This window comes from Corynebacterium sp. (assembly GCF_012838985.1).
Classification (GTDB): Bacteria; Actinomycetota; Actinomycetes; order Mycobacteriales; family Mycobacteriaceae; genus Corynebacterium.
In genome coordinates, this window is record NZ_DUOE01000153.1 from 1 (window position 1) to 17,277 (window position 17,277).

General features: G+C 70.0%; 18 protein-coding genes. 8 read left to right on the forward strand and 10 right to left on the reverse strand.

What is annotated here, in order from left to right:
- Positions 1 to 2,661, forward strand: a 2,661-nt coding sequence (locus tag GXZ33_RS08770) for an FAD-binding and (Fe-S)-binding domain-containing protein (RefSeq protein ID WP_291340576.1), incomplete at its 5' end; no start/stop codon positions are given.
- Positions 2,662 to 2,672: 11 nt separating this feature from the next.
- On the opposite strand, the gene GXZ33_RS08775 is transcribed toward GXZ33_RS08770, so the two are convergent.
- Together GXZ33_RS08775 and GXZ33_RS08780 are read right to left on the reverse strand one after the other, a co-directional pair.
- Positions 2,673 to 3,389, reverse strand: coding sequence for an FCD domain-containing protein (locus tag GXZ33_RS08775; RefSeq protein ID WP_291340577.1), 717 nt, complete (start codon positions 3,387 to 3,389; stop codon positions 2,673 to 2,675).
- A gap of 10 nt (positions 3,390 to 3,399) precedes the next feature.
- A complete protein-coding gene (locus tag GXZ33_RS08780) occupies positions 3,400 to 5,067 on the reverse strand; it encodes an L-lactate permease (protein ID WP_291340578.1) in 1,668 nt (555 codons plus the stop codon).
- Between the two features lie 191 nt (positions 5,068 to 5,258).
- Here GXZ33_RS08780 and GXZ33_RS08785 point away from each other — a divergent pair, with 191 nt between their 5' ends.
- The 3 genes from GXZ33_RS08785 to GXZ33_RS08795 are packed head-to-tail and all read left to right on the forward strand — an operon-like array spanning position 5,259 to position 8,013.
- On the forward strand, positions 5,259 to 6,023 hold the full coding sequence (locus GXZ33_RS08785; RefSeq protein WP_291340580.1) for a (Fe-S)-binding protein: 765 nt from the start codon (positions 5,259 to 5,261) through the stop codon (positions 6,021 to 6,023).
- Positions 6,002 to 7,429, forward strand: a complete 1,428-nt coding sequence (locus tag GXZ33_RS08790) for a LutB/LldF family L-lactate oxidation iron-sulfur protein (protein WP_291340583.1) — start codon at positions 6,002 to 6,004, stop codon at positions 7,427 to 7,429. The genes GXZ33_RS08785 and GXZ33_RS08790 overlap by 22 nt, the downstream gene beginning before the upstream one ends.
- Positions 7,426 to 8,013 (forward strand): LUD domain-containing protein, encoded by a 588-nt coding sequence (locus GXZ33_RS08795; protein WP_291340585.1) that lies wholly within the window; start codon positions 7,426 to 7,428, stop codon positions 8,011 to 8,013. Before GXZ33_RS08790 ends, GXZ33_RS08795 begins: the two co-directional genes overlap by 4 nt.
- A gap of 6 nt (positions 8,014 to 8,019) precedes the next feature.
- On the opposite strand, the gene GXZ33_RS08800 is transcribed toward GXZ33_RS08795, so the two are convergent.
- The gene (locus GXZ33_RS08800) at positions 8,020 to 8,571 is read right to left on the reverse strand and encodes a DUF4395 domain-containing protein (protein ID WP_291340587.1); all 552 of its coding nucleotides are present in this window, start codon (positions 8,569 to 8,571) and stop codon (positions 8,020 to 8,022) included.
- Positions 8,572 to 8,701: 130 nt separating this feature from the next.
- On the opposite strand from GXZ33_RS08800, the gene GXZ33_RS08805 reads away from it, so the two are divergent.
- Positions 8,702 to 9,259: an NAD(P)H-dependent oxidoreductase gene (locus tag GXZ33_RS08805; protein WP_291340589.1), complete on the forward strand. Its 558-nt coding sequence runs from the start codon at positions 8,702 to 8,704 to the stop codon at positions 9,257 to 9,259.
- Here GXZ33_RS08805 and GXZ33_RS08810 read toward each other — a convergent pair.
- The gene (locus GXZ33_RS08810) at positions 9,240 to 10,451 is read right to left on the reverse strand and encodes a Fic family protein (RefSeq protein ID WP_291340591.1); all 1,212 of its coding nucleotides are present in this window, start codon (positions 10,449 to 10,451) and stop codon (positions 9,240 to 9,242) included. The genes GXZ33_RS08805 and GXZ33_RS08810 overlap by 20 nt on opposite strands.
- Positions 10,452 to 10,540: 89 nt before the next feature.
- Positions 10,541 to 11,551 (reverse strand): phosphatase domain-containing protein, encoded by a 1,011-nt coding sequence (locus tag GXZ33_RS08815; RefSeq protein ID WP_291340592.1) that lies wholly within the window; start codon positions 11,549 to 11,551, stop codon positions 10,541 to 10,543.
- Positions 11,552 to 11,599: 48 nt separating this feature from the next.
- Between GXZ33_RS08815 and GXZ33_RS08820 the strand changes: the two genes are divergently transcribed.
- A complete protein-coding gene (locus GXZ33_RS08820) occupies positions 11,600 to 12,127 on the forward strand; it encodes a hypothetical protein (protein ID WP_291340593.1) in 528 nt (175 codons plus the stop codon).
- Here GXZ33_RS08820 and GXZ33_RS08825 read toward each other — a convergent pair whose 3' ends face one another.
- Positions 12,128 to 12,634, reverse strand: a complete 507-nt coding sequence (locus GXZ33_RS08825) for an N-acetyltransferase (protein WP_291340594.1) — start codon at positions 12,632 to 12,634, stop codon at positions 12,128 to 12,130.
- An 18-nt stretch (positions 12,635 to 12,652) separates the two neighbouring features.
- Positions 12,653 to 13,204 (reverse strand): DNA-3-methyladenine glycosylase, encoded by a 552-nt coding sequence (locus GXZ33_RS08830; RefSeq protein WP_291340595.1) that lies wholly within the window; start codon positions 13,202 to 13,204, stop codon positions 12,653 to 12,655.
- A gap of 32 nt (positions 13,205 to 13,236) precedes the next feature.
- On the opposite strand from GXZ33_RS08830, the gene GXZ33_RS08835 reads away from it, so the two are divergent.
- Both GXZ33_RS08835 and GXZ33_RS08840 read left to right on the forward strand, forming a co-directional pair.
- Entirely contained in the window at positions 13,237 to 13,818 is a 582-nt protein-coding gene (locus tag GXZ33_RS08835; RefSeq protein ID WP_291340596.1) for an HAD family phosphatase, read from the forward strand.
- The gene (locus GXZ33_RS08840) at positions 13,815 to 14,336 is read left to right on the forward strand and encodes a gamma carbonic anhydrase family protein (RefSeq protein ID WP_291340597.1); all 522 of its coding nucleotides are present in this window, start codon (positions 13,815 to 13,817) and stop codon (positions 14,334 to 14,336) included. The genes GXZ33_RS08835 and GXZ33_RS08840 overlap by 4 nt, the downstream gene beginning before the upstream one ends.
- Before the next feature lie 89 nt (positions 14,337 to 14,425).
- Here GXZ33_RS08840 and panC read toward each other — a convergent pair whose 3' ends face one another.
- From panC to GXZ33_RS08855, 3 genes are all read right to left on the reverse strand, one after another.
- Positions 14,426 to 15,277 (reverse strand): pantoate--beta-alanine ligase, encoded by an 852-nt coding sequence (gene panC / locus GXZ33_RS08845; RefSeq protein ID WP_291340598.1) that lies wholly within the window; start codon positions 15,275 to 15,277, stop codon positions 14,426 to 14,428.
- Complete coding sequence (gene panB, locus GXZ33_RS08850) at positions 15,274 to 16,083, reverse strand: 3-methyl-2-oxobutanoate hydroxymethyltransferase (protein WP_291340600.1); 810 nt, start codon at positions 16,081 to 16,083, stop codon at positions 15,274 to 15,276. Before panB ends, panC begins: the two co-directional genes overlap by 4 nt.
- Before the next feature lie 84 nt (positions 16,084 to 16,167).
- Entirely contained in the window at positions 16,168 to 17,244 is a 1,077-nt protein-coding gene (locus GXZ33_RS08855; RefSeq protein ID WP_291340602.1) for an ROK family protein, read from the reverse strand.
- Positions 17,245 to 17,277: the final 33 nt, after the last annotated feature.

A 17,277-nucleotide genomic window follows, 5' to 3' on the forward strand; every position in this document is an offset into this window, starting at 1 on the left:
GCGTCGATCTTCCGACGTATCCCGGCGGCGGTCGCGGAGCCTGCGGACATCGAGGAGATCCGCGACGCGATCCGGCAGGCCCAGCTCATGGGCTGGCCGGTCGTGGGGCGCGGCGGTGGTACTTCGGTGGCGGGTAACGCGATCAGCGACGGCCTCATCATCGACACCTCGCGGTACTTCAACCGCATCCTGGCCGTCGACCCGGAGGCGCGCACCGCCACGGTGGAACCGGGCGTGATCTGCGATGAGCTGCGGGCGGCCGTCGAGAAGCACGGCCTGACCTTCGGCCCGGACCCGTCGACGCACTCGCGCGCGACGATCGGCGGCATGATCGCCAACAACGCGTGCGGTTCGCACTCCGTCGCATACGGCACCACCGCGGACAACCTCGTGTCCGTCACGCTGATGCTTGCCGACGGCCGCCTCGTCACCGTCGACGAGCACGGCTGCGACGATCCGGTGATCGACGCCGCCCTGCGGCAGCTCGTGGCTGAGCACCAGACCCTCTTCGACAATGAGCTGGGTCATTTCTCCCGGCAGTCCTCCGGGTACGGCCTGCACCACCTGGCGACGAGTCCGGTGAAGGCGATCGCCGGGTCGGAGGGCACGCTGGGCATCATCACGGAGGCGACCGTCCGGCTCGTGGAGCTGCCGCCGGCGAAGGCGCTGGCGGTGCTGGCCTTCGACACGGTCTTCGACGCGGCGCGGGCGGGTGCGCAGCTGCGCACTCATCCGGGCATCGCGACGGTGGAGGGCATGGGCGGCGACCTCGTCGACGCGCTCGGGACCAACCCTGACCTGCCCGGTGAGGACGCCGGCGGCTGGCTGTTCTGCGAGGTGACCGCCGCGAGCACCGCGGAGGCGGCGGCGGGCGCGGCGGCGATCCGGGAGGGCGTGGCGAAGAGGATCGTCACGGACCCCGCCGAGATGCGTGCGCTGTGGCGGATCCGGGAGGCGGCGGCAGGCATTGTCACGCGGCTCCCCGACGGCGGCGAGGCCTGGCCCAACTGGGAGGACTCCGCCGTCCCACCCGAGAATCTCGCCGACTACCTGCGGGACCTCTATGAACTCATGGACCAGCACGGTCTGCGCGGCATCCCTTTCGGACACTTCGGCGAGGGCTGCGTGCACGTGCGCATCAGTTTCGACTTCGACTCGGAGGAGGGGCGCCGCACCTTCCGCAGGTTCATGCGCGATGCCGCCCGCCTGGTCACCAGCCACGGCGGCAGCCTGTCGGGCGAGCACGGTGACGGTCGAGCGCGTTCCTCGCTGCTGCGGGAGATGTACTCCCCGTCGCTGCGCGACGTGTTCGAGGAGTTCAAGCTCACCTTCGACCCCGACCGCATCTTCAACCCCGGCGTGCTCGTGTGGGCGGAGAGCTTCGCGGAGGGGCTGCGGATGGGGCGGAGTCAGCGCCGGCACGAGATCCGGCCGGTCCACCGCCTGGATTCTGACCGGGGTTCGCTGGTCAACGCGGTCAACCGGTGCGTCGGCGTCGGCTCCTGCCGCTCGATGACGGGTGCGATGTGCCCGTCCTTCCAGCTCACCCACGATGAGGTCCACTCCACACGCGGTCGGGCGCGGCTGCTCTCCGAGGCGCTGCGCGGCGAGACCCTCGACGGCTTCCACTCGGAGGAGGTCCGTGACGCCCTTGACCTGTGCCTGTCCTGCCGGGCCTGCGCGGGTGAGTGCCCCGTCAGCGTCGACATGAGCACGTACAAGGCCGAGTTCCTCCACGAGCACTACCGCGGCCGCCCGCGGCCCCGGGCGCACTACGTGCTGGGGTGGCTGCCGCTGCTCATGCGCACCGTGCGACGTTCGGGTCTCCGCCGTGTCACCGCCCGGAGCCTCCGGCTGCCGGGCATGGCGCGGACGCTGGGACTCGATCCGGGGCGCCCGCTCCTCCGTCTCCGGGAGGGGCGGATCCTGACGGGTCGGTCGGCGGGGAAGCGCGGCACGGTGGTCCTGTGGCCGGACACCTTCTCCGGGATGGACTCGGCGGCGGCGCAGGCAGCGGTCGAGGTGCTGGAGATGCTCGGCTACCGCGTGGAGATCCCCCGCGGCTTCGTCTGCTGCGGCCTGACCTGGCACTCCACGGGGCAGCTGGGGATGGCGAAGCGCGTGCTGCGGCGCACCGCGAAGGTCATGCGGCCCTGGCTCAACCGGGAGCTGCCGGTCATCGGCGTGGAGCCCTCGTGCACGACGATGCTCGCCGACGCCCCCTCCCTCACCGACGACCCCGCCGTCGCCCGGCTCGCCGCCGCGACCGTGTCATGGGCCGAGTTCGTGGCCCCCGCCCTCGCGGAGCTGGAGCTGGACGCCGCAGGCCTGCAGGCGCTGACACAGGTGCACTGCCACGAACGTTCCGTGGGGGACCCCACGCACTCGGCGGCGATCCTGCGGGCGCTGGGCGTGGCGGAGGAGCAGATCGCCACCGGCTGCTGCGGCCTGGCCGGCAACTGGGGCTATGAGCCCGGACATGCGGAGATGTCACTGGAGCTGGGTGAACGGGAGATCTTCCCCCGGGTGCGGGCCCTGGGCCCCGACGCGGAGGTCATCGCCGACGGATTCTCCTGCCGCACCCAGATCGAGCAGGGCACCGGGCGGCGGGCACGGCACCTCGCGGAGGTCGTGCGGGACGTGCTGAGCGCGCAGTCCTGAGCAGGCGGGCCTCAGCTGCCGAGCTGCGAGAACCACGTGATGTGCTCGCGCAGCAGCTCGGCGGCCCGCTCACCCTGGCGCTTCCCGACGGCCGCCAGGATCGCCCGGTGCTGCTCCTGCAGGCGACGGGCGATGGCGGGCCAGTCGGGGTTGTCGGCGACGGTCTCGCTGATGTAGCTGATGGTGGCCTGGCGCAGCGAGGCCATCATCGTCTCCACGACGACGTTGCCCGCGAGCGAGATGAGCAGGATGTGGAACTGGGCGTCGAGGGCGTGGAAGTCCGCGGCCGGGAGGCCGGGGTGGTCCATCTGGTCGAGGACCTCGCCGGCGCTGCGGAGGATGGCGGTGCGTTCCTCGGAGTCGGGGGCGATCCGGGGGTCGGCGGCGTCGTGGGCGGCCTGGGTCTCCAGGAGGAGACGGGTCTGCACGAGGTCGCGGACGGGCAGGGCGCGGGTGGCCACGTGCATGCGCAGGGCCCAGGCCAGGGCGGCGGAGGGCTCGGAGATGACGATGGCACCGGCGTTGGGACCGGAACCGACGCCGGAGCGCACGAGCCCCATGGCGTCGAGGATGCGGGTGGCCTCGCGGACGGAGGCGCGGGAGATGCTGAACTGCTCCGCGAGCGCCCGTTCACCGGGCAGCTTGTCGCCGACGACGATCTCGCCGGAGCGCAGCTGTTCCTCCAGCCAGTCGAGGACGACGGAATAGGCACGCGGAGCTGTGGTCATATCCTCGATACTAGACGGGCAGCATTCCCGCCAGGACGTTCGACTGCAGGTAGACCAGGGTGCACAGCACGAGCAGCAGGCCGACGGACCACCAGACGACGGAGCGGAAGATGGCGGATTCGCGGCCCTCGAGGTTGACGGCGGTGGCGGCGATGGCCAGGGACTGCGGGGAGATCATCTTGCCCACCACGCCACCGGAGGTGTTGGCGGCGGTCATGAGGTGGGGGTCGAGGCCGGTCTCCAGGGCGGCGGTCTTCTGCAGGTTGGCGAACAGGGCGTTGGCGGAGGTGTCGGAGCCGGTGACGGCGGTGCCCAGCCAGCCGAGGACGGGGGAGAGGAAGGCGAAGACGGCGCCGAGTCCGGCGACCCACGTGCCGATGGCGATGGTCTGCCCGGAGAAGTTCATCATGTACGCCAGGGAGAGGACGCTGATGATGGTCAGTGCGGACCAGCGCATGCGGTGGAAGCAGCGGGGGATCTCGAGGGCGGCGTCGGCAAGTGAGAGCCGGAAGCGGCCGCCGTGGTCGAACGCGGCGTAGATGAGGGCGACGAGCAGGCCGGCGATGAGCAGCAGCGTGCCGGGGGAGGAGAGCCACTGGAACCTGTACACCGTGCCGCTCAGCGGCGTGCCGTCGGTGCTGAGCAGACGCCCGTCGAGGCCGGGCCACGGGATCTGCACGTCGGTGGCGGCCAGCAGCGCGGGGACGTTGACGCCCCAGGTCCACAGCTTGGCCACGCCGAACACGGTGACGACCAGCACGTAGGGGAGGACGGCCATCCACACGCGGCCCGGGGTGAGGGACTCGGGTGCCGGGGGCTTCCCGACGCCGAGGCGCTCCCGCACCTCCTCCGCGCCCCGCGGCCGCCAGAAGCGCAGCAGGATCACCGCCGCCGCGAGACCCGCCAGCGCAGCGACGATGTCGGTGAGCTCATAGGAGAAGAACGTGGCGCACCACCACTGGGCGACGGCGAAGGAGGCGCCGATGGCCAGGGCGGCGGGCCAGGCCTCACGCAGGCCGCGGACGCCGTCGATGATGAGCAGCAGGATGAACGGGACGAGCACCGCGAAAAAGGGGGCCTGGTGGCCGACGACCGCGCCGATGACTGCCGGGTCGAGGTCCGTGAGCGTGCCGGCGGTGGTGATGGGGATGGCCACGGCACCGAAGGCGACGGGGGCGGTGTTGGCCAGCAGCACGACGGTGGCCGTCTTGAGCGGGGTGAGGCCGAGCGCCAGGATCATCGTCGCGGTGATGGCGACGGGGGCGCCGAATCCGGCGAGCGCCTCGAGCAGGCCGCCGAAGCAGAAGGCGATGAGGATGGCCTGGATGCGCAGGTCGCCGCCGCCGATGGTGTCGAACATGGTGCGCATGTCCTCGAAGCGGCCGGAGAGCACCGTGACCTGGTAGAACCACAGGGCGAGGACGACGATCCACACGATGGGGAAGAGTCCGAAGACGGCGCCCTGACCGGCGGAGAGCAGCGCCAGGTCCCAGGGCATGCCGAAGCCTGCGACCGCGACGAGGAGCGCCACCGCGAGGGCGGTGAGCCCGGAGACGTGGGCGCGGGCCTTGACGGCCAGCAGCATGACGAAGAACGTGATGAGGGGGAGGGTGCCGACGAGTGCGGACAGGGCGGGGTTGCCGCCGACTGCGTTGGTGAGCGCGGTATAGGTGGTCACGCGGATCTCCTAGAGTGGGGGATGTGGTCGGACCACTGTGGTCAGTCCACGGCAGGTTATATGTCGTGGATCACAACCGTCAAGGGCCGGGTGTGGAAAAATGTGCCTTGCGTCACCCCGGCGGGCCGGTCTAGCATGGTCAGACCACAGTTGGTCAGTCGCCACCTCGTCCCCCTCCACCTGGAGAAAACATGAAAATAGCCCTCTTCGCCACGTGCATGGTCGATGCCATGTTCCCGCGCGTCGCGGTCGCCACCACCCGCATCCTCGAACGTCTCGGCCATGAGGTCATCTTCCCCGAGGACCAGGGCTGCTGCGGCCAGATGCACGTCAACAGCGGCTACCTCGCCGACGCACTGCCGGTCGTCCGCAACCACGTCCGCGCCTTCGCCGACGCCGACATCATCGTCGCCCCCTCCGGCTCCTGCGTCGCCTCCGTCCGCCACCAGCAGCCCATGGTCGCCCGCGCCGGCGGCGACACCGGCCTCGAAACCGAGGCCGTGTCGGTCGGGGAGCGCACCTGGGAACTCTCCCAGCTGCTCAGCGACGTCCTCGGCGTCACCTCCGCGGCCGAACTCGGCTCCTGGTTCCCCCACACCGTCACCTACCACCCCTCCTGCCACGGCTCACGCCTCCTGCGGCTCGGGGACCGGCAGCTCGACCTCATCCGCACCGTCGACGGCATCGACGTCCGCCCGCTTCCCGACGCCGCCGAGTGCTGCGGCTTCGGCGGCACCTTCTCCTTCAAGAACCCCGACGTCTCCGGGGCGATGGCCGAAGCCAAGATCCGCAACATCGCGGGCTCCGGCGCCGACATCTGCACCGGCGGCGACACCGCCTGCCTCCTGCACCTGGGCGGGGCGATGGAGAAGAGGGGCGTCGGCAAGCAGACGCTGCATTTCGCTGAAATTCTCGCCTCGACGAAGGAGGAGCCGTGGGCCGCACCGTCCAACTAGGAATCCCCACCTACGGGCAGGGCAACCTGCACGCCGCGCAGCCGTTCCCGGCGGCCGCGCGGGAACAGATGCGCAACGAGCAGATGCGCGCCAACATCCGCCACGCCACCCACACCATCCGCGACAAGCGCGCCTCCGTGGTGGAGGAGCTGCCCGACTGGGAGGACCTGCGCGCCGCCGGGTCCGCACTCAAGGAGACCGTCATGGCGCGGCTGCCGGAACTGCTCGAGCAGTTCGAGGCCGAGTTCACCGCCCGCGGCGGTGTCGTGCACTGGGCGCGGGACGCGGCGGAGGCGAACGCGATCGTGGAGCGCCTGGTCCGGCAGACCGGGGAGACCGAGATCCTCAAGGTCAAGTCCATGGCCACCCAGGAGATCGGACTCAACGAACACCTGGCCACAGCCGGGATCACCGCGATCGAGACCGACCTGGCGGAGCTCATCGTGCAGCTCGGCGAGGACAAGCCCTCCCACATCCTCGTGCCCGCCATCCACCGCAACCGCCGCGAGATCCGCGACATCTTCGCCGGCCACATGCCCGGACCACTCACCGATGAGCCCCGCGTGCTGGCCGAGGCCGCACGTAAGCACCTCCGCGAGAGGTTCCTCCGCGCCAAGGTGGCCGTCTCCGGCGCGAACTTCGGCGTCGCGTCGACGGGCACGCTGGCCGTCGTCGAGTCCGAGGGCAACGGCCGCATGTGCCTCACGCTGCCGGAGACGCTGATCACGGTGATGGGTATCGAGAAGATCGTGCCCTCCTTCGAGGATCTCGAGGTCTTCCTCCAGCTCCTGCCCCGGTCCTCCACCGGCGAGCGCATGAACCCCTACACCTCCCTGTGGACCGGCGTCCACGAGGGCGACGGACCGCAGAACGTCCATCTCGTGCTCCTGGACAACGGCCGCTCCGCGGTGCTGTCCGACCCGGCGGGACGTTCGGCACTGCACTGCATCCGCTGCTCCGCGTGCCTCAACGTCTGCCCCGTCTACGAGCACGCCGGCGGCCACGCCTACGGCTCCACCTACCCCGGACCCATCGGCGCGATCCTGTCGCCGCAGCTCACGGGCCTGTCCTCGGAGGAGAACGCGTCGCTGCCCTTCGCCTCCACCCTGTGCGGCGCGTGCTACGACGTCTGCCCCGTCAAGATCAACATCCCCGACATCCTCGTCCACCTGCGCGCCCGCGCCGTCGAGGAGGTGGAGAAGCCCGGCCAGATGTCCCTGCTCATGAGAGGCATGTCCTGGGCGATGCGCTCCGGGCGCGTCATGTCCGTGCTCGAGCGCGCGCTGCCGCTGGTGCGCTTCCGCATCCGCTGGCTGCCCGGCCTCGTCGGTGGCTGGACACGCGAACGCGTCATCCCCGCCCCGCCGCAGCAGTCCTTCCGCCACTGGTTCAAGGAGAACCGATGAACGCCAAGTCTGAGATCATGGACCGCCTGCGGGCGTCACTGCAGGATGCGCCTGCGGCGCCCCAGGTCCCACGTGCTTATCGACGCACCTCCGCCCGCGAGCCCGACGAGGTCCGCGACATGCTCATCGACCGCCTGCTGGACTACAGGGCCGCCGTCCACGAGGTCGCCCCGGTGGAGCTGCCGGCGCTGCTGGACCGCCTGATCGAAGGGCCGGTCGTCTTCCCTGACGGCCTGGACCCCACCTGGATCCCGCTGGTCGAGGAGGTGGGCGATCCACTGGGAGCCGCGTGCGTGGTCACCTCCTCGACCGTCTCCTGCGCGGAGACCGGCACCATCTTCCTCACCGGACAACCCGACGAGGGGCGCCGCGAACTCTCCCTCATCCCCGACCACCACATCTGCATCGTGCCTGCCGACTCCGTGGTGGAACTCTTCCCGGAGGCCTGGGAGCGGGTGGGCGCCGCGGGGCTCGACGGCCCGATCACCATGATCTCCGGGCCGTCCGCCACCTCCGACATCGAGCTCGAACGCGTCGAGGGCGTGCACGGTCCGCGGCGGCTGGACGTGGTGATCCTGGGGTAGCCGGGGTCAGCGCACGCGGACCCCGACATCGACCTGCGCGATCTCGGGGCTGACGGTGCCGGTGGCCGTGTAACGGGAGCCCACGTCCGCGCACTCGAGGCACACGTCCTCGGGGATGACACCGATGCGCATGAGCATGCCGAACAGCCGGCAGCCCAGGCAGAACCCGAACACGGACTCGAGGGTGGCGGCGGCCGCGAGGATCACCAGCACCACCGTCGCGGCCGTGTGCCAGCCCGCGAGGGTGAGCAGCAGCGCGGTCGTGCTGCAGGCCAGGCCGATGGCCTGCGCGAATCGCTTCGGGGCGCCGGCGGTGGGCAGGGGCGGACGACGCAGCAGCGGCACGAGGACGTGCACCGAGAGCCGTCCCAGCGGCGAGTAACGCGGGCCGCCTGCCACCCGCAGTGCGAAACCGACGGCCAGGAGGCTGAGCAGCACCAGGTGGATCAGCCCCTCCGTCAGGAGCGTGGCCAGGGTGAGCAGCACGATGAGGCCGGCGGTGACGCGCGCGGCGTATTCGTTGACGGTGTCGGGGAAGGCGAGGAATCGGTGGGCCATGCAGGGGAGTGTAGACCACTGTGGCTACCTGCCAAAGACAGAGCGGTCTACCGGCTCGGCGGGGGGCATGCGGAAATCTGTAGCCTGGGCACCACACCGTCCCCCACACGACACACAGGAGTGAACAACCATGACCCGCATCGCCGTCATCGTCGGCAGCACCCGCCCCAACCGCATGGCCCCGGCCGTCGCACAGTGGGTGCTCGAGAACGCACAGAACCGCGCGGACGCCGAGTACGAGCTCGTCGACATCGCCGACTTCGACCTCCCGCTTCTCGACGAGGCCTATCCCCCCGCCATGGGCCGCTACGAGAAGGAGCACACGAAGAAGTGGGCGGAGAAGATCGCCTCCTTCGACGGCTTCATCTTCGTCACCCCGGAGTACAACCACTCCGTCCCCGGCGCACTGAAGAACGCCGTCGACTATCTCTACGCCGAGTGGAACAACAAGTCGATCGGCTTCGTCTCCTACGGCTCCGCCGGCGGCACCCGCGCCGTCGAGGCCTGGCGCCTCATCGCCGCTGAGCTGCAGATGGCGGACGTCCGTGCCCAGGTGTTCCTCTCCTTCGGCACCGACTTCGCCTCCATGACCGAGTTCGCGCCCACCGAGGGCTCGACCGGTGCCCTCGACTCCGTCTACGAGCAGGTGGAGACCTGGGCGAAGGCGCTCAAGACCCTGCGGAACTAGAGGCGGGAAGCTCCCGGCGGCCGGCGCGCTCGGCGAACTCGTCGAGAAGCTCGAGGATCTCGGGCGCGCGCCAGGCCCGCCGGTTCCGGGCCACCTGCGCGCTGAGGACCACCCCGTCGGCTTCCAGGCGATCCAGGGCCCGCCGGATGTTGGGGGCGCTGATGCCGAGCTCGGTGGTGAGGCCGGGGGCGTCGACAAGCGGCTGCCGGAGGAGAACGTCGAGGATCCGCCAGTCCGACGCATCGCGCCGGGCGCTGACCCGCTCCTCCCAGTCCGCGCGGATCTCAGCCATTTCTGCACCGAGCCAGGTCCCGAGCTCGGTGCCGCGGAGCGCGGCGTCCGCCACCAGGCGCACGATCGGGTCGATGTCACCGGTGCGGTAGCTCGTGAGCGCGGCGAAGTAGGAGTCAGGGCTGCGCAGGATCCCGGCGGAGAGCGGCAGGGTGCCGTTGATGGTGAGACCCCGGTGACGCAGCAGGGTGTGGATGAGTGCCCGCCCGGTACGTCCGTTTCCGTCGACGAAGGGGTGGATCGTCTCGAACTGGGCGTGGGCGATGGCCGCCAGGACCAGGGCCGGTACATCGGTCCGGTGCATCCATGCCTCCAGGTCACTCATGAGGGCAGGCACGTGCCGATGGTGGGGTGCGGTGAACATCGAGCCGACGGGATGGTTGTTGCTGCCGCCGATCCACACCGCCTCCTCCCGGTAGCGCCCCGCGATCTGTGGTTGGCTGCCCTGCAGGAGGAGACGGTGCATGGTGAGGATGCCCTGCTCGCCGGGGACGTCATCACTGGAGATCGCGGCCGACATCTGGGCTGTCGCGGCGACGATGAGGGCGGCGTTCCCCGTGCTGCCGGACCCCTCGACTCCGAGGAGTTCCGCCTCCATGATGCGGCGTGCCGACGACGTCAGCTGCTCGATCCGGGACGAGGCGACGGACTCCCCCCGCAGCAGAAGGGGGGTGAAGGGGAGCAGGGCGGCGGCCTGTGTGGCATCGAAACGGGTGATCGCGATGGTGGCCCGGTCCACGGCGGCGAGCGTGTCCGCGCTGAGCAGCGGTTCCGCGTCCCGGATGTGGGGCACGAGGGCGGAGTCATACTCGGTGGGCTGCCGGGAACGGGCGCGTGCCGACAGTGGTGCCCGGGAGGTCCACGGGAGGGTCTCCATGGAAACATGCGGCCAGGTTGTCATGGGGTGCAGTTTAACGCTTAACCATTCCCCACACTCGATCCGGGTGCGGATCAGGTGTTAAACATTCCCCACCGGTCCCGGGCGTGAAGTTACTCCAGGAAAGGATCCCTGCGGTACTCCGCCAGCAGCTCGTGCCCGTCCGCCCCGACGATGGTGCGCACACCGAAGCGGGCCTCGCGGCGGGCCAGCGCGAGGGGGACCGTGGTGCCGTGGGAGAGGACGTGCTCCTGCGGGCTGAGCTGGCGGATCGCCACGCCGGCGATGCGGTCCGGGTGCTCGAAGACGGCGTGGCCGTAGGTGAGGGGGTCGTGCTGGCCGTCGTCGCCGACGAGGATCCAGCGGATGTCCGGGTACTCGATGATGAGGTTGCGCAGGACGACCTTCTTGTGTTCGACGCCGTTGCGGAACAGGCCGGTCGGGGTGGGGCCCCAGTCGGTGAGCAGCAGCGGCCCCTTCGGGAAGCCGTGCTGCTCCAGGAAGTCCACCAGGGTGCCGTAGGTGTTCCACGCGCCCGTCGACAGGTAGAAGACGGGGGTGTCGGGGTGGTCGCGGAGGAGTTCGGCGTAGAACTGCGCCATGCCCTCCACGGGCTGGCGGCGGTTGGTCTTCTTCACCCAGGAGTTCCAGGCGGCGACCAGCGCGCGGGGCAGCCAGGTGACCAGGACGGTGTCGTCGACGTCGGAGATGAGCCCGTGGCGGGCGGACGGGTCGACGATGTGGACCTCCGCGACGGCCGGCTCTGTGCCCTCCGCCCGGATGGTCACCTCGTGCCAGCCGGGTGCCAGGCCGTGGTCGTGGACGAGGACGTCGATGTAGCCCTGCTCGTTGGAGCTCGACTCGATGGTCCGCTCACCGATCTGCACCGTCACCGGCACTTCGCCGACCTGGTACGTGAAGAACTGCCGCCAGCCGCGCTGCACCTCGGTGGGCGCGGGCTCGGGGTCCTGCATGAGGACCCGGCCGATGACGTGGAGGCGCTCCTCGCTGCCGAAACCGTGGAAACCGGTCACTGCCGGGCGCCAGCCCGCCTTCGCTTTCCGACGCACCCCCGCCTCATTCAGGCGGCCTTCAATCGCCCGCGCGATATCTGAGATACCCATGCGCTGCATGGTACGTGACGGGTGGGCATCTGCGGCTAGCCTGACAGCATGACCGACACCTTCCTCACTGACACGAGTCTCGACCTGCTCCGCGGGCTCATCGGTGCGCAGCTGCGCACCTTCGGCACGGACCTGGAGATCGACGACCGGGTGGGCGCCTTCGGGGCCTGGCTGGACACGGACCGCGGGGTGGTGGAACTGGAGTTCGTGGAGCAGGTCGTCGACTTGCAGGAGGGCGGCGAGCGCGTCGAGTCCGTTCTGGAGGCCCGCGCCGGGGAGGCCGACGGTGACGCCCATGACCTGCCGGGCACGATCACGGGGATCACGCGGATCCAGGACAGGGTGGCGTTGATCGACAAGATCAGCGGTGGGCAGCAGTGGGAGTGGTGGCGTGACTCAGGCATCCGCGTCAGCCTCGACACCGGCGGGGAACTGGTACTGCACTGCCCATCCCCGGTGACCGTCGAGGTCGCGATGCTCACCGGCTCCCCGGTCGTGCTGCCGCCCCCGCCGCGGGACTACCAGGAGGGAGAGAAACGCCGCTACGAGTACGGGCGACGCGAGGTCGCGCTCTAGCTAACCGACGAACGCCCGGTGGTACCACACCGTGCCCGTCGGCAGCGTGCTGTCCGCCAGCGGCAGGGCCCGGAAATACTGCGGGTCCATGCCCGGCAGACGCAGGTCAGGGGCCTCGGTGAAGTGGAAACGCCCCAGGAACGTCGGATCACCGACGGAGACGGCACCGGCGGCACCCATCTCCCGCAGCTCCTCGAGGGCACGCTGCATCAGCAGGGAACCGATGCCCTCACCCTGGCGCTCCGGGGCGACGCTGATCGGACCGACACCGAACCAGTTCGCGGTCCCGTCGGAGATCTCCACTGCGGACGCCGCGATGTGCCCCACCAGGGAGGCACCCTTGACGGCCATGAAGGAGAAGGTGAGGGCGTCGGCGTCGCGCAGCCGCTCCACGATCTCGGCCTCACGCTGACGCGAGTAGGGCTTGTCGACGAACGCACGCGACGTGAGATCCCGGATCGCGGGGATGTCGGCCTCGGCTTCGCGGCGGATGGTGAAGCTGTTCATGACATAAGCATACGACCTTCACATCCCGGTCGGCCTACCCCGCCGCCCCGAGACGGTACGGTCCCCGGGGATCCAGAAACGCAGCGGCGCATCCACGTTCTTCGATATCCCGATCCGCGGCCCCGCCACCCACTCCGGCGCCACCTCCGGAACCTCCAGCGTGACGGGTACGCCGTTGTCCTCCAACGACAGACCCAGCGTCTTCCCCAGATTGCCGGGACCGGAGGCCAGACGCTCGAAGGGGACGTCCCCGCGGCGTCGATAAGCGGTGTCCAACCCGGCCACCACCTCACCCGCACGCATGAGACACCCCTGCCCCACACCCTCCGGCGCACACACGATGTTGCCCGCCATGTGGATGCCGTAGGAGAGATACACGTAAAGACGCCCCGGCGGACCGAACATCGTCGCATTACGCGGGGTCCGGCCACGGTAGGTGTGGGCGGCCGCATCCTCGGCACCCAGATACGCCTCGACCTCCGTGAGCCGCACGGACACCCCGTGGAAGGTGACCACACAGCCCAACAGCTCCGGCGCCACGAGGTCCGCATTTCGGGTGACATCGATCATGCCGCCCCAGTGTATTTACGTAGAGTGGTGGCATGACTGCTGTGCTGTTCGACCTCTTCGGGGTCCTGCTCAGGGAGCGGACCGACACCGGACGACGCCGCGTGGAACGTGCCGTCGGGGGCGACGCGGGCATGTGGCCGATCTACGACGATCTGCGCCCGGCCTACGATTCCGGCGACGTGAGCGACGAGCGCTTCTGGCGCCAGCTCCAGGTCCGCGCCGGACTCGAACCCTTCGACATCTCCGAGGCCGTCGCCGCCGACTGGGAATCCTCCATGGAGGAGGACCCCGACATGGTGTCCCTCGCGCTCTCCCTCATCGACGACCACCTGCGCACCGGCATCCTCTCCAACCTGCCGGCCGGCCTGGCGAAACGGGCCCGCGCCGAACATGAATGGCTGGGACGCTTCGACGCCGTGACCATGTCCTGCGACATCGGCGTCATCAAACCCGACCCACGCGCCTACGCGGTGGCACTCGACGCGATGGGCGTCCCCGCTAAGGGGACGTTCTACTTCGACGCCGACCCGGTCAACGTCGCCGCCGCCGCCGAACTGGGCATGACCGCCGTCCTGTTCACCGGCGTCGATTCCGTGAAGGAGGCTCTCTCATGAGCATGATCATCGAGTTCGAGGGCAAGAAGCCCCGCATCCACCCGACGGCCTGGATCGCACCGAACGCCGTCATCATCGGCGACGTCGAGATCGGACCGGACAGCTCCGTGTTCTACGGCTGCGTCCTGCGCGGCGACGTCAACACCATCCGCATCGGCGCCCGCACCAACATCCAGGACAACTCGGTCCTGCACGTCGACGGCGACGTCCCCTGCATCCTCGGCGACGACGTCACCGTCGGCCACATGGCGTTGGTCCACGGCACGACGGTGGGCGACGGCACGCTCGTCGGCATGAAGTCGGCGCTGCTCTCGCGTTCGGTGATCGGCTCGGGCGCCCTGATCGCCGCGGGGGCCGTGGTGCTCGAGGGCTTCGAGGTGCCGGACCACACGCTGGCCGCCGGCGTACCCGCCAAGATCCGCCGTGAACTTGAGCCCGAACAGTACGAAGGCTTCATCCCCCACGCCGGGCGCTACGTCGACCTGTCGAAGCGGCACGCGGCGCTGGAAAAGGAATAGGGAGTCGTCAGCGGAAAAACTCGTTTTCAGCGGATTGGTTGTGCCGATCCGCTGAAAACGAGTTTTTCCGTTTCAGACTCCCCTGTTGTTCAGGCCTCCGGCGGCAGCAGCCGCACGTTGTCGATGAGGCGGGTGCCACCGACGTGGATCGCGGCGACCGCGAGGGCGCCGGAACCGACCTCGGTGACCGGCAGGAGGGTCGCGGCGTCGACGACCTCGAGGTGGTCGAGCTCGACGCCGGGCGCGGAGCGGAGCGACTCACGGGCACCCTCGACGTCGAGGGGCTCCCCGGCGGCGGCGCGGTCTCGGAGCTGGGAGAGGGTCCGCGGCAGGACGAGCGCCTGCTCCCGGGCCTCGGGGGTGAGGTGCTGGTTGCGGGAGGACTCGGCCAGGCCGTCGGCGCCGCGGATGATCGGCACCGGGCGGATCTGCAGCGGGAAGTTCAGGTCCGTGACCATGCGCTGGATGATCGCCAGCTGCTGGGCGTCCTTCTCGCCGAAGTAGGCGCGGTCCGGCTGGATGAGCTGGAAGAGCTTGGCCACCACGGTGGTCACGCCGTCGAAGTGGCCGGGGCGGGAGGCTCCCTCGAGGCGCTCGCCCATCTTGCCGGAACGCACCCACACCTGCGGCAGGCCGTCGGGGTACATCTCCTCGTCGGTGGGGGCGAAGACGACGTCGACGCCGAGTTTCTCCAGGAAGGCGACGTCGGAGTCGAGGTCGCGCGGGTAGAGGCGGAAGTCGTCGCAGTCGCCGAGGTCGGTGAACTGCAGCGGGTTGACGAAGACGCTGACCACGACGGAGGAGTTCTCCTCGGCGGCCAGGGACACGAGTCGGCCGTGGCCCTCGTGGAGTGCACCCATGGTGGGGACCAGGCCGACGGAGCCCTGGAGGTCGGCGACGGCGGAACGCAGCTGCGCGACTGTGCGCGCGACGACGGTCACTTCTCGTCCCCGAAGGACTCGGATTCGTCGGGGAAGGAGCCGTCCTCGACGTCGGAGCGGTAGGCGCGGGCGGCGTCGAGAAGCATGGTGCCGACCTCTGCGTATCGACGCGCGAAACGCGGCGTATGACCCCGTGTGAGGCCGAAGGCGTCGGTCCACACGAGGACCTGGCCGTCGGTTGCGTTGCCGGCGCCGATGCCGATCGTCGGGATGGTGAGCTCGCGGGTGATCTCCCCGGCGATGCCGGCGGGGACCATCTCGAGGACGACGGCGAAGGCGCCGGCCTCCTGGACGGCGAGGGCGTCGGCACGCAGCTTCTCCCGGGCCTCGCCGCGTCCCTGGACGACGTAGCCGCCGAGGGCGTGCTCGGACTGCGGGGTGTAGCCGATGTGGGCCATGACGGGGATGCCGGCGTCGACGAGCGTGCGGATCGTCGGGGCGATCTCGACGCCGCCCTCGATCTTCACGGCGGCGACGCCGGTCTGCTTCATGAAGCGGGCGGCGGTCTCCAGCGCCTGGGCGGGGGAGACCTCGTAGGAGCCGAAGGGCAGGTCGGTGACGACGAACGCGCGCTCGGTGGCGCGGGCGACGGCGGTCGCCATGGTCATCATCTCCTCGACCGTGATCGACAGGGTCGAGTCCTGGCCGAGGACCACGTTGGCGGCGGAGTCGCCGACGAGGAGCAGGTCGATGCCCGCCTCGTCGAAGATCGCGGCGGTGGGCGCATCGTAGGCGGTGAGACAGGAGATCTTCCGCCCCTCGGCCTTGGCCTGGGCGAAGTGGCGGGTACGCATCCGGGAAACCATGGGCAAGAGTATAGGCCCACCCCGTCCCGCAGAAAGCATGTGTGTGACGGGGCCGTCCCTGGCCGGGCCCTGTCCTACACGGTCCTACACGCCGCGTGCCGCGCCGTAGAGTGCCAGCGGCTCGCGCAGTGTCTGGTCCAGGGCGACGGCGCGGGCGATGGCGCGGACGACCTCCCGGTGGGTGGGGATGAGGCGCAGCTGGAGCTCGGGGAGGCGGGAACGCACGGCCGCGGCGAAGAGTTTGGGGGCGGCCGGGTCGTCGAGGAAGGCGGAGCCGGCGACGACGACGGTGGCGGGGGAGTGCTCCTGGGCCAGGTCGGCGATGAGTTCTCCGAGGCGGCGGGCGCGGTCGTCGAGGACGGGGCGGGCGGCGGGGTCGGCGGCTGCGGCGGTGACGGAGTCCCAGCGGCGGTCGAGGACGGCGGCGGTGGTCAGCTCGCGTGCGGAGACGGGCAGGTCGATCTGGTGGACGCCCTGTTCGTCGGCGACGGCGGCGCCGATGGAGTCGTCGGCGAACAGTGCCATCGTGTCGCTGGTGTCGGTGCCGGTGTGCAGTTCCGCGGACTGGATCTCGGAGCCGAGGATCGCGGGCACCGCCGCGGAGACCACGACGGGCACGGAGAACTGGTAGCGCAGGCGGCCGGCGAAGTCGACGCCGTGCCAGCCGAGGTTGGGGGCGTCGACGACGCCGTCGTCGGTGACGCGGCCGGAGGTGGTCACGCCGACGGAGGCGAGGGGGCGGTCGAGGCCGGCGGTGAGGCGGTTGAGGCCGGCCATGACGTGCTCGATGAAGTCGGATTCGGTGAGTTCGGCGACGGGGGTGGGCACGTCGGCGTCGCGGATGGTGCGTCCGCGGGTGTCGAAGAGTCCGATGTAGGTGGTCGAGGTGCCGACGGCGATGCCTGCGTGCAGTGCCGGGTGGTTGGTCAGTTCGAGCGGGATCGTCGGTCGGCCGCGGCCCTGGGAGCGGGTGAGGTCGGTGCGCTCGTGGACGAGTCCCGCACCGATCAGGGCGCTGATGGCGCGTGTGATGGTGGGCTGGGACAGGCCGGTGGCCTCCACGAGCTCGCTGCGCGTGACGATCTGGTGCAGTCGCACCAGGTGGAGGCATTTCGCCGCCGGAGTGCGCGGACGTGAGAAGACGGTGGCCATGACCGGCATACTACATAAATTCAGACAACGTTGTCTAATTTC

Excerpts from the sequence above, each read along its gene's own strand:
- GXZ33_RS08800 (WP_291340587.1), bottom strand. The coding sequence starts at position 8,571 with ATGGCCCACCGATTCCTCGCCTTCCCCGACACCGTCAACGAATACGCC.
- GXZ33_RS08820 (WP_291340593.1), top strand. The coding sequence starts at position 11,600 with ATGACCGACACCTTCCTCACTGACACGAGTCTCGACCTGCTCCGCGGG.
- GXZ33_RS08825 (WP_291340594.1), bottom strand. The coding sequence starts at position 12,634 with ATGAACAGCTTCACCATCCGCCGCGAAGCCGAGGCCGACATCCCCGCG.
- GXZ33_RS08835 (WP_291340596.1), top strand. The coding sequence starts at position 13,237 with ATGACTGCTGTGCTGTTCGACCTCTTCGGGGTCCTGCTCAGGGAGCGG.
- GXZ33_RS08805 (WP_291340589.1), top strand. The coding sequence starts at position 8,702 with ATGACCCGCATCGCCGTCATCGTCGGCAGCACCCGCCCCAACCGCATG.
- GXZ33_RS08785 (WP_291340580.1), top strand. The coding sequence starts at position 5,259 with ATGAAAATAGCCCTCTTCGCCACGTGCATGGTCGATGCCATGTTCCCG.
- GXZ33_RS08815 (WP_291340592.1), bottom strand. The coding sequence starts at position 11,551 with ATGGGTATCTCAGATATCGCGCGGGCGATTGAAGGCCGCCTGAATGAG.
- GXZ33_RS08810 (WP_291340591.1), bottom strand. The coding sequence starts at position 10,451 with ATGACAACCTGGCCGCATGTTTCCATGGAGACCCTCCCGTGGACCTCC.
- GXZ33_RS08855 (WP_291340602.1), bottom strand. The coding sequence starts at position 17,244 with ATGCCGGTCATGGCCACCGTCTTCTCACGTCCGCGCACTCCGGCGGCG.
- GXZ33_RS08775 (WP_291340577.1), bottom strand. The coding sequence starts at position 3,389 with ATGACCACAGCTCCGCGTGCCTATTCCGTCGTCCTCGACTGGCTGGAG.
- GXZ33_RS08830 (WP_291340595.1), bottom strand. The coding sequence starts at position 13,204 with ATGATCGATGTCACCCGAAATGCGGACCTCGTGGCGCCGGAGCTGTTG.
- panB (WP_291340600.1), bottom strand. The coding sequence starts at position 16,083 with ATGGTTTCCCGGATGCGTACCCGCCACTTCGCCCAGGCCAAGGCCGAG.
- GXZ33_RS08840 (WP_291340597.1), top strand. The coding sequence starts at position 13,815 with ATGAGCATGATCATCGAGTTCGAGGGCAAGAAGCCCCGCATCCACCCG.
- GXZ33_RS08795 (WP_291340585.1), top strand. The coding sequence starts at position 7,426 with ATGAACGCCAAGTCTGAGATCATGGACCGCCTGCGGGCGTCACTGCAG.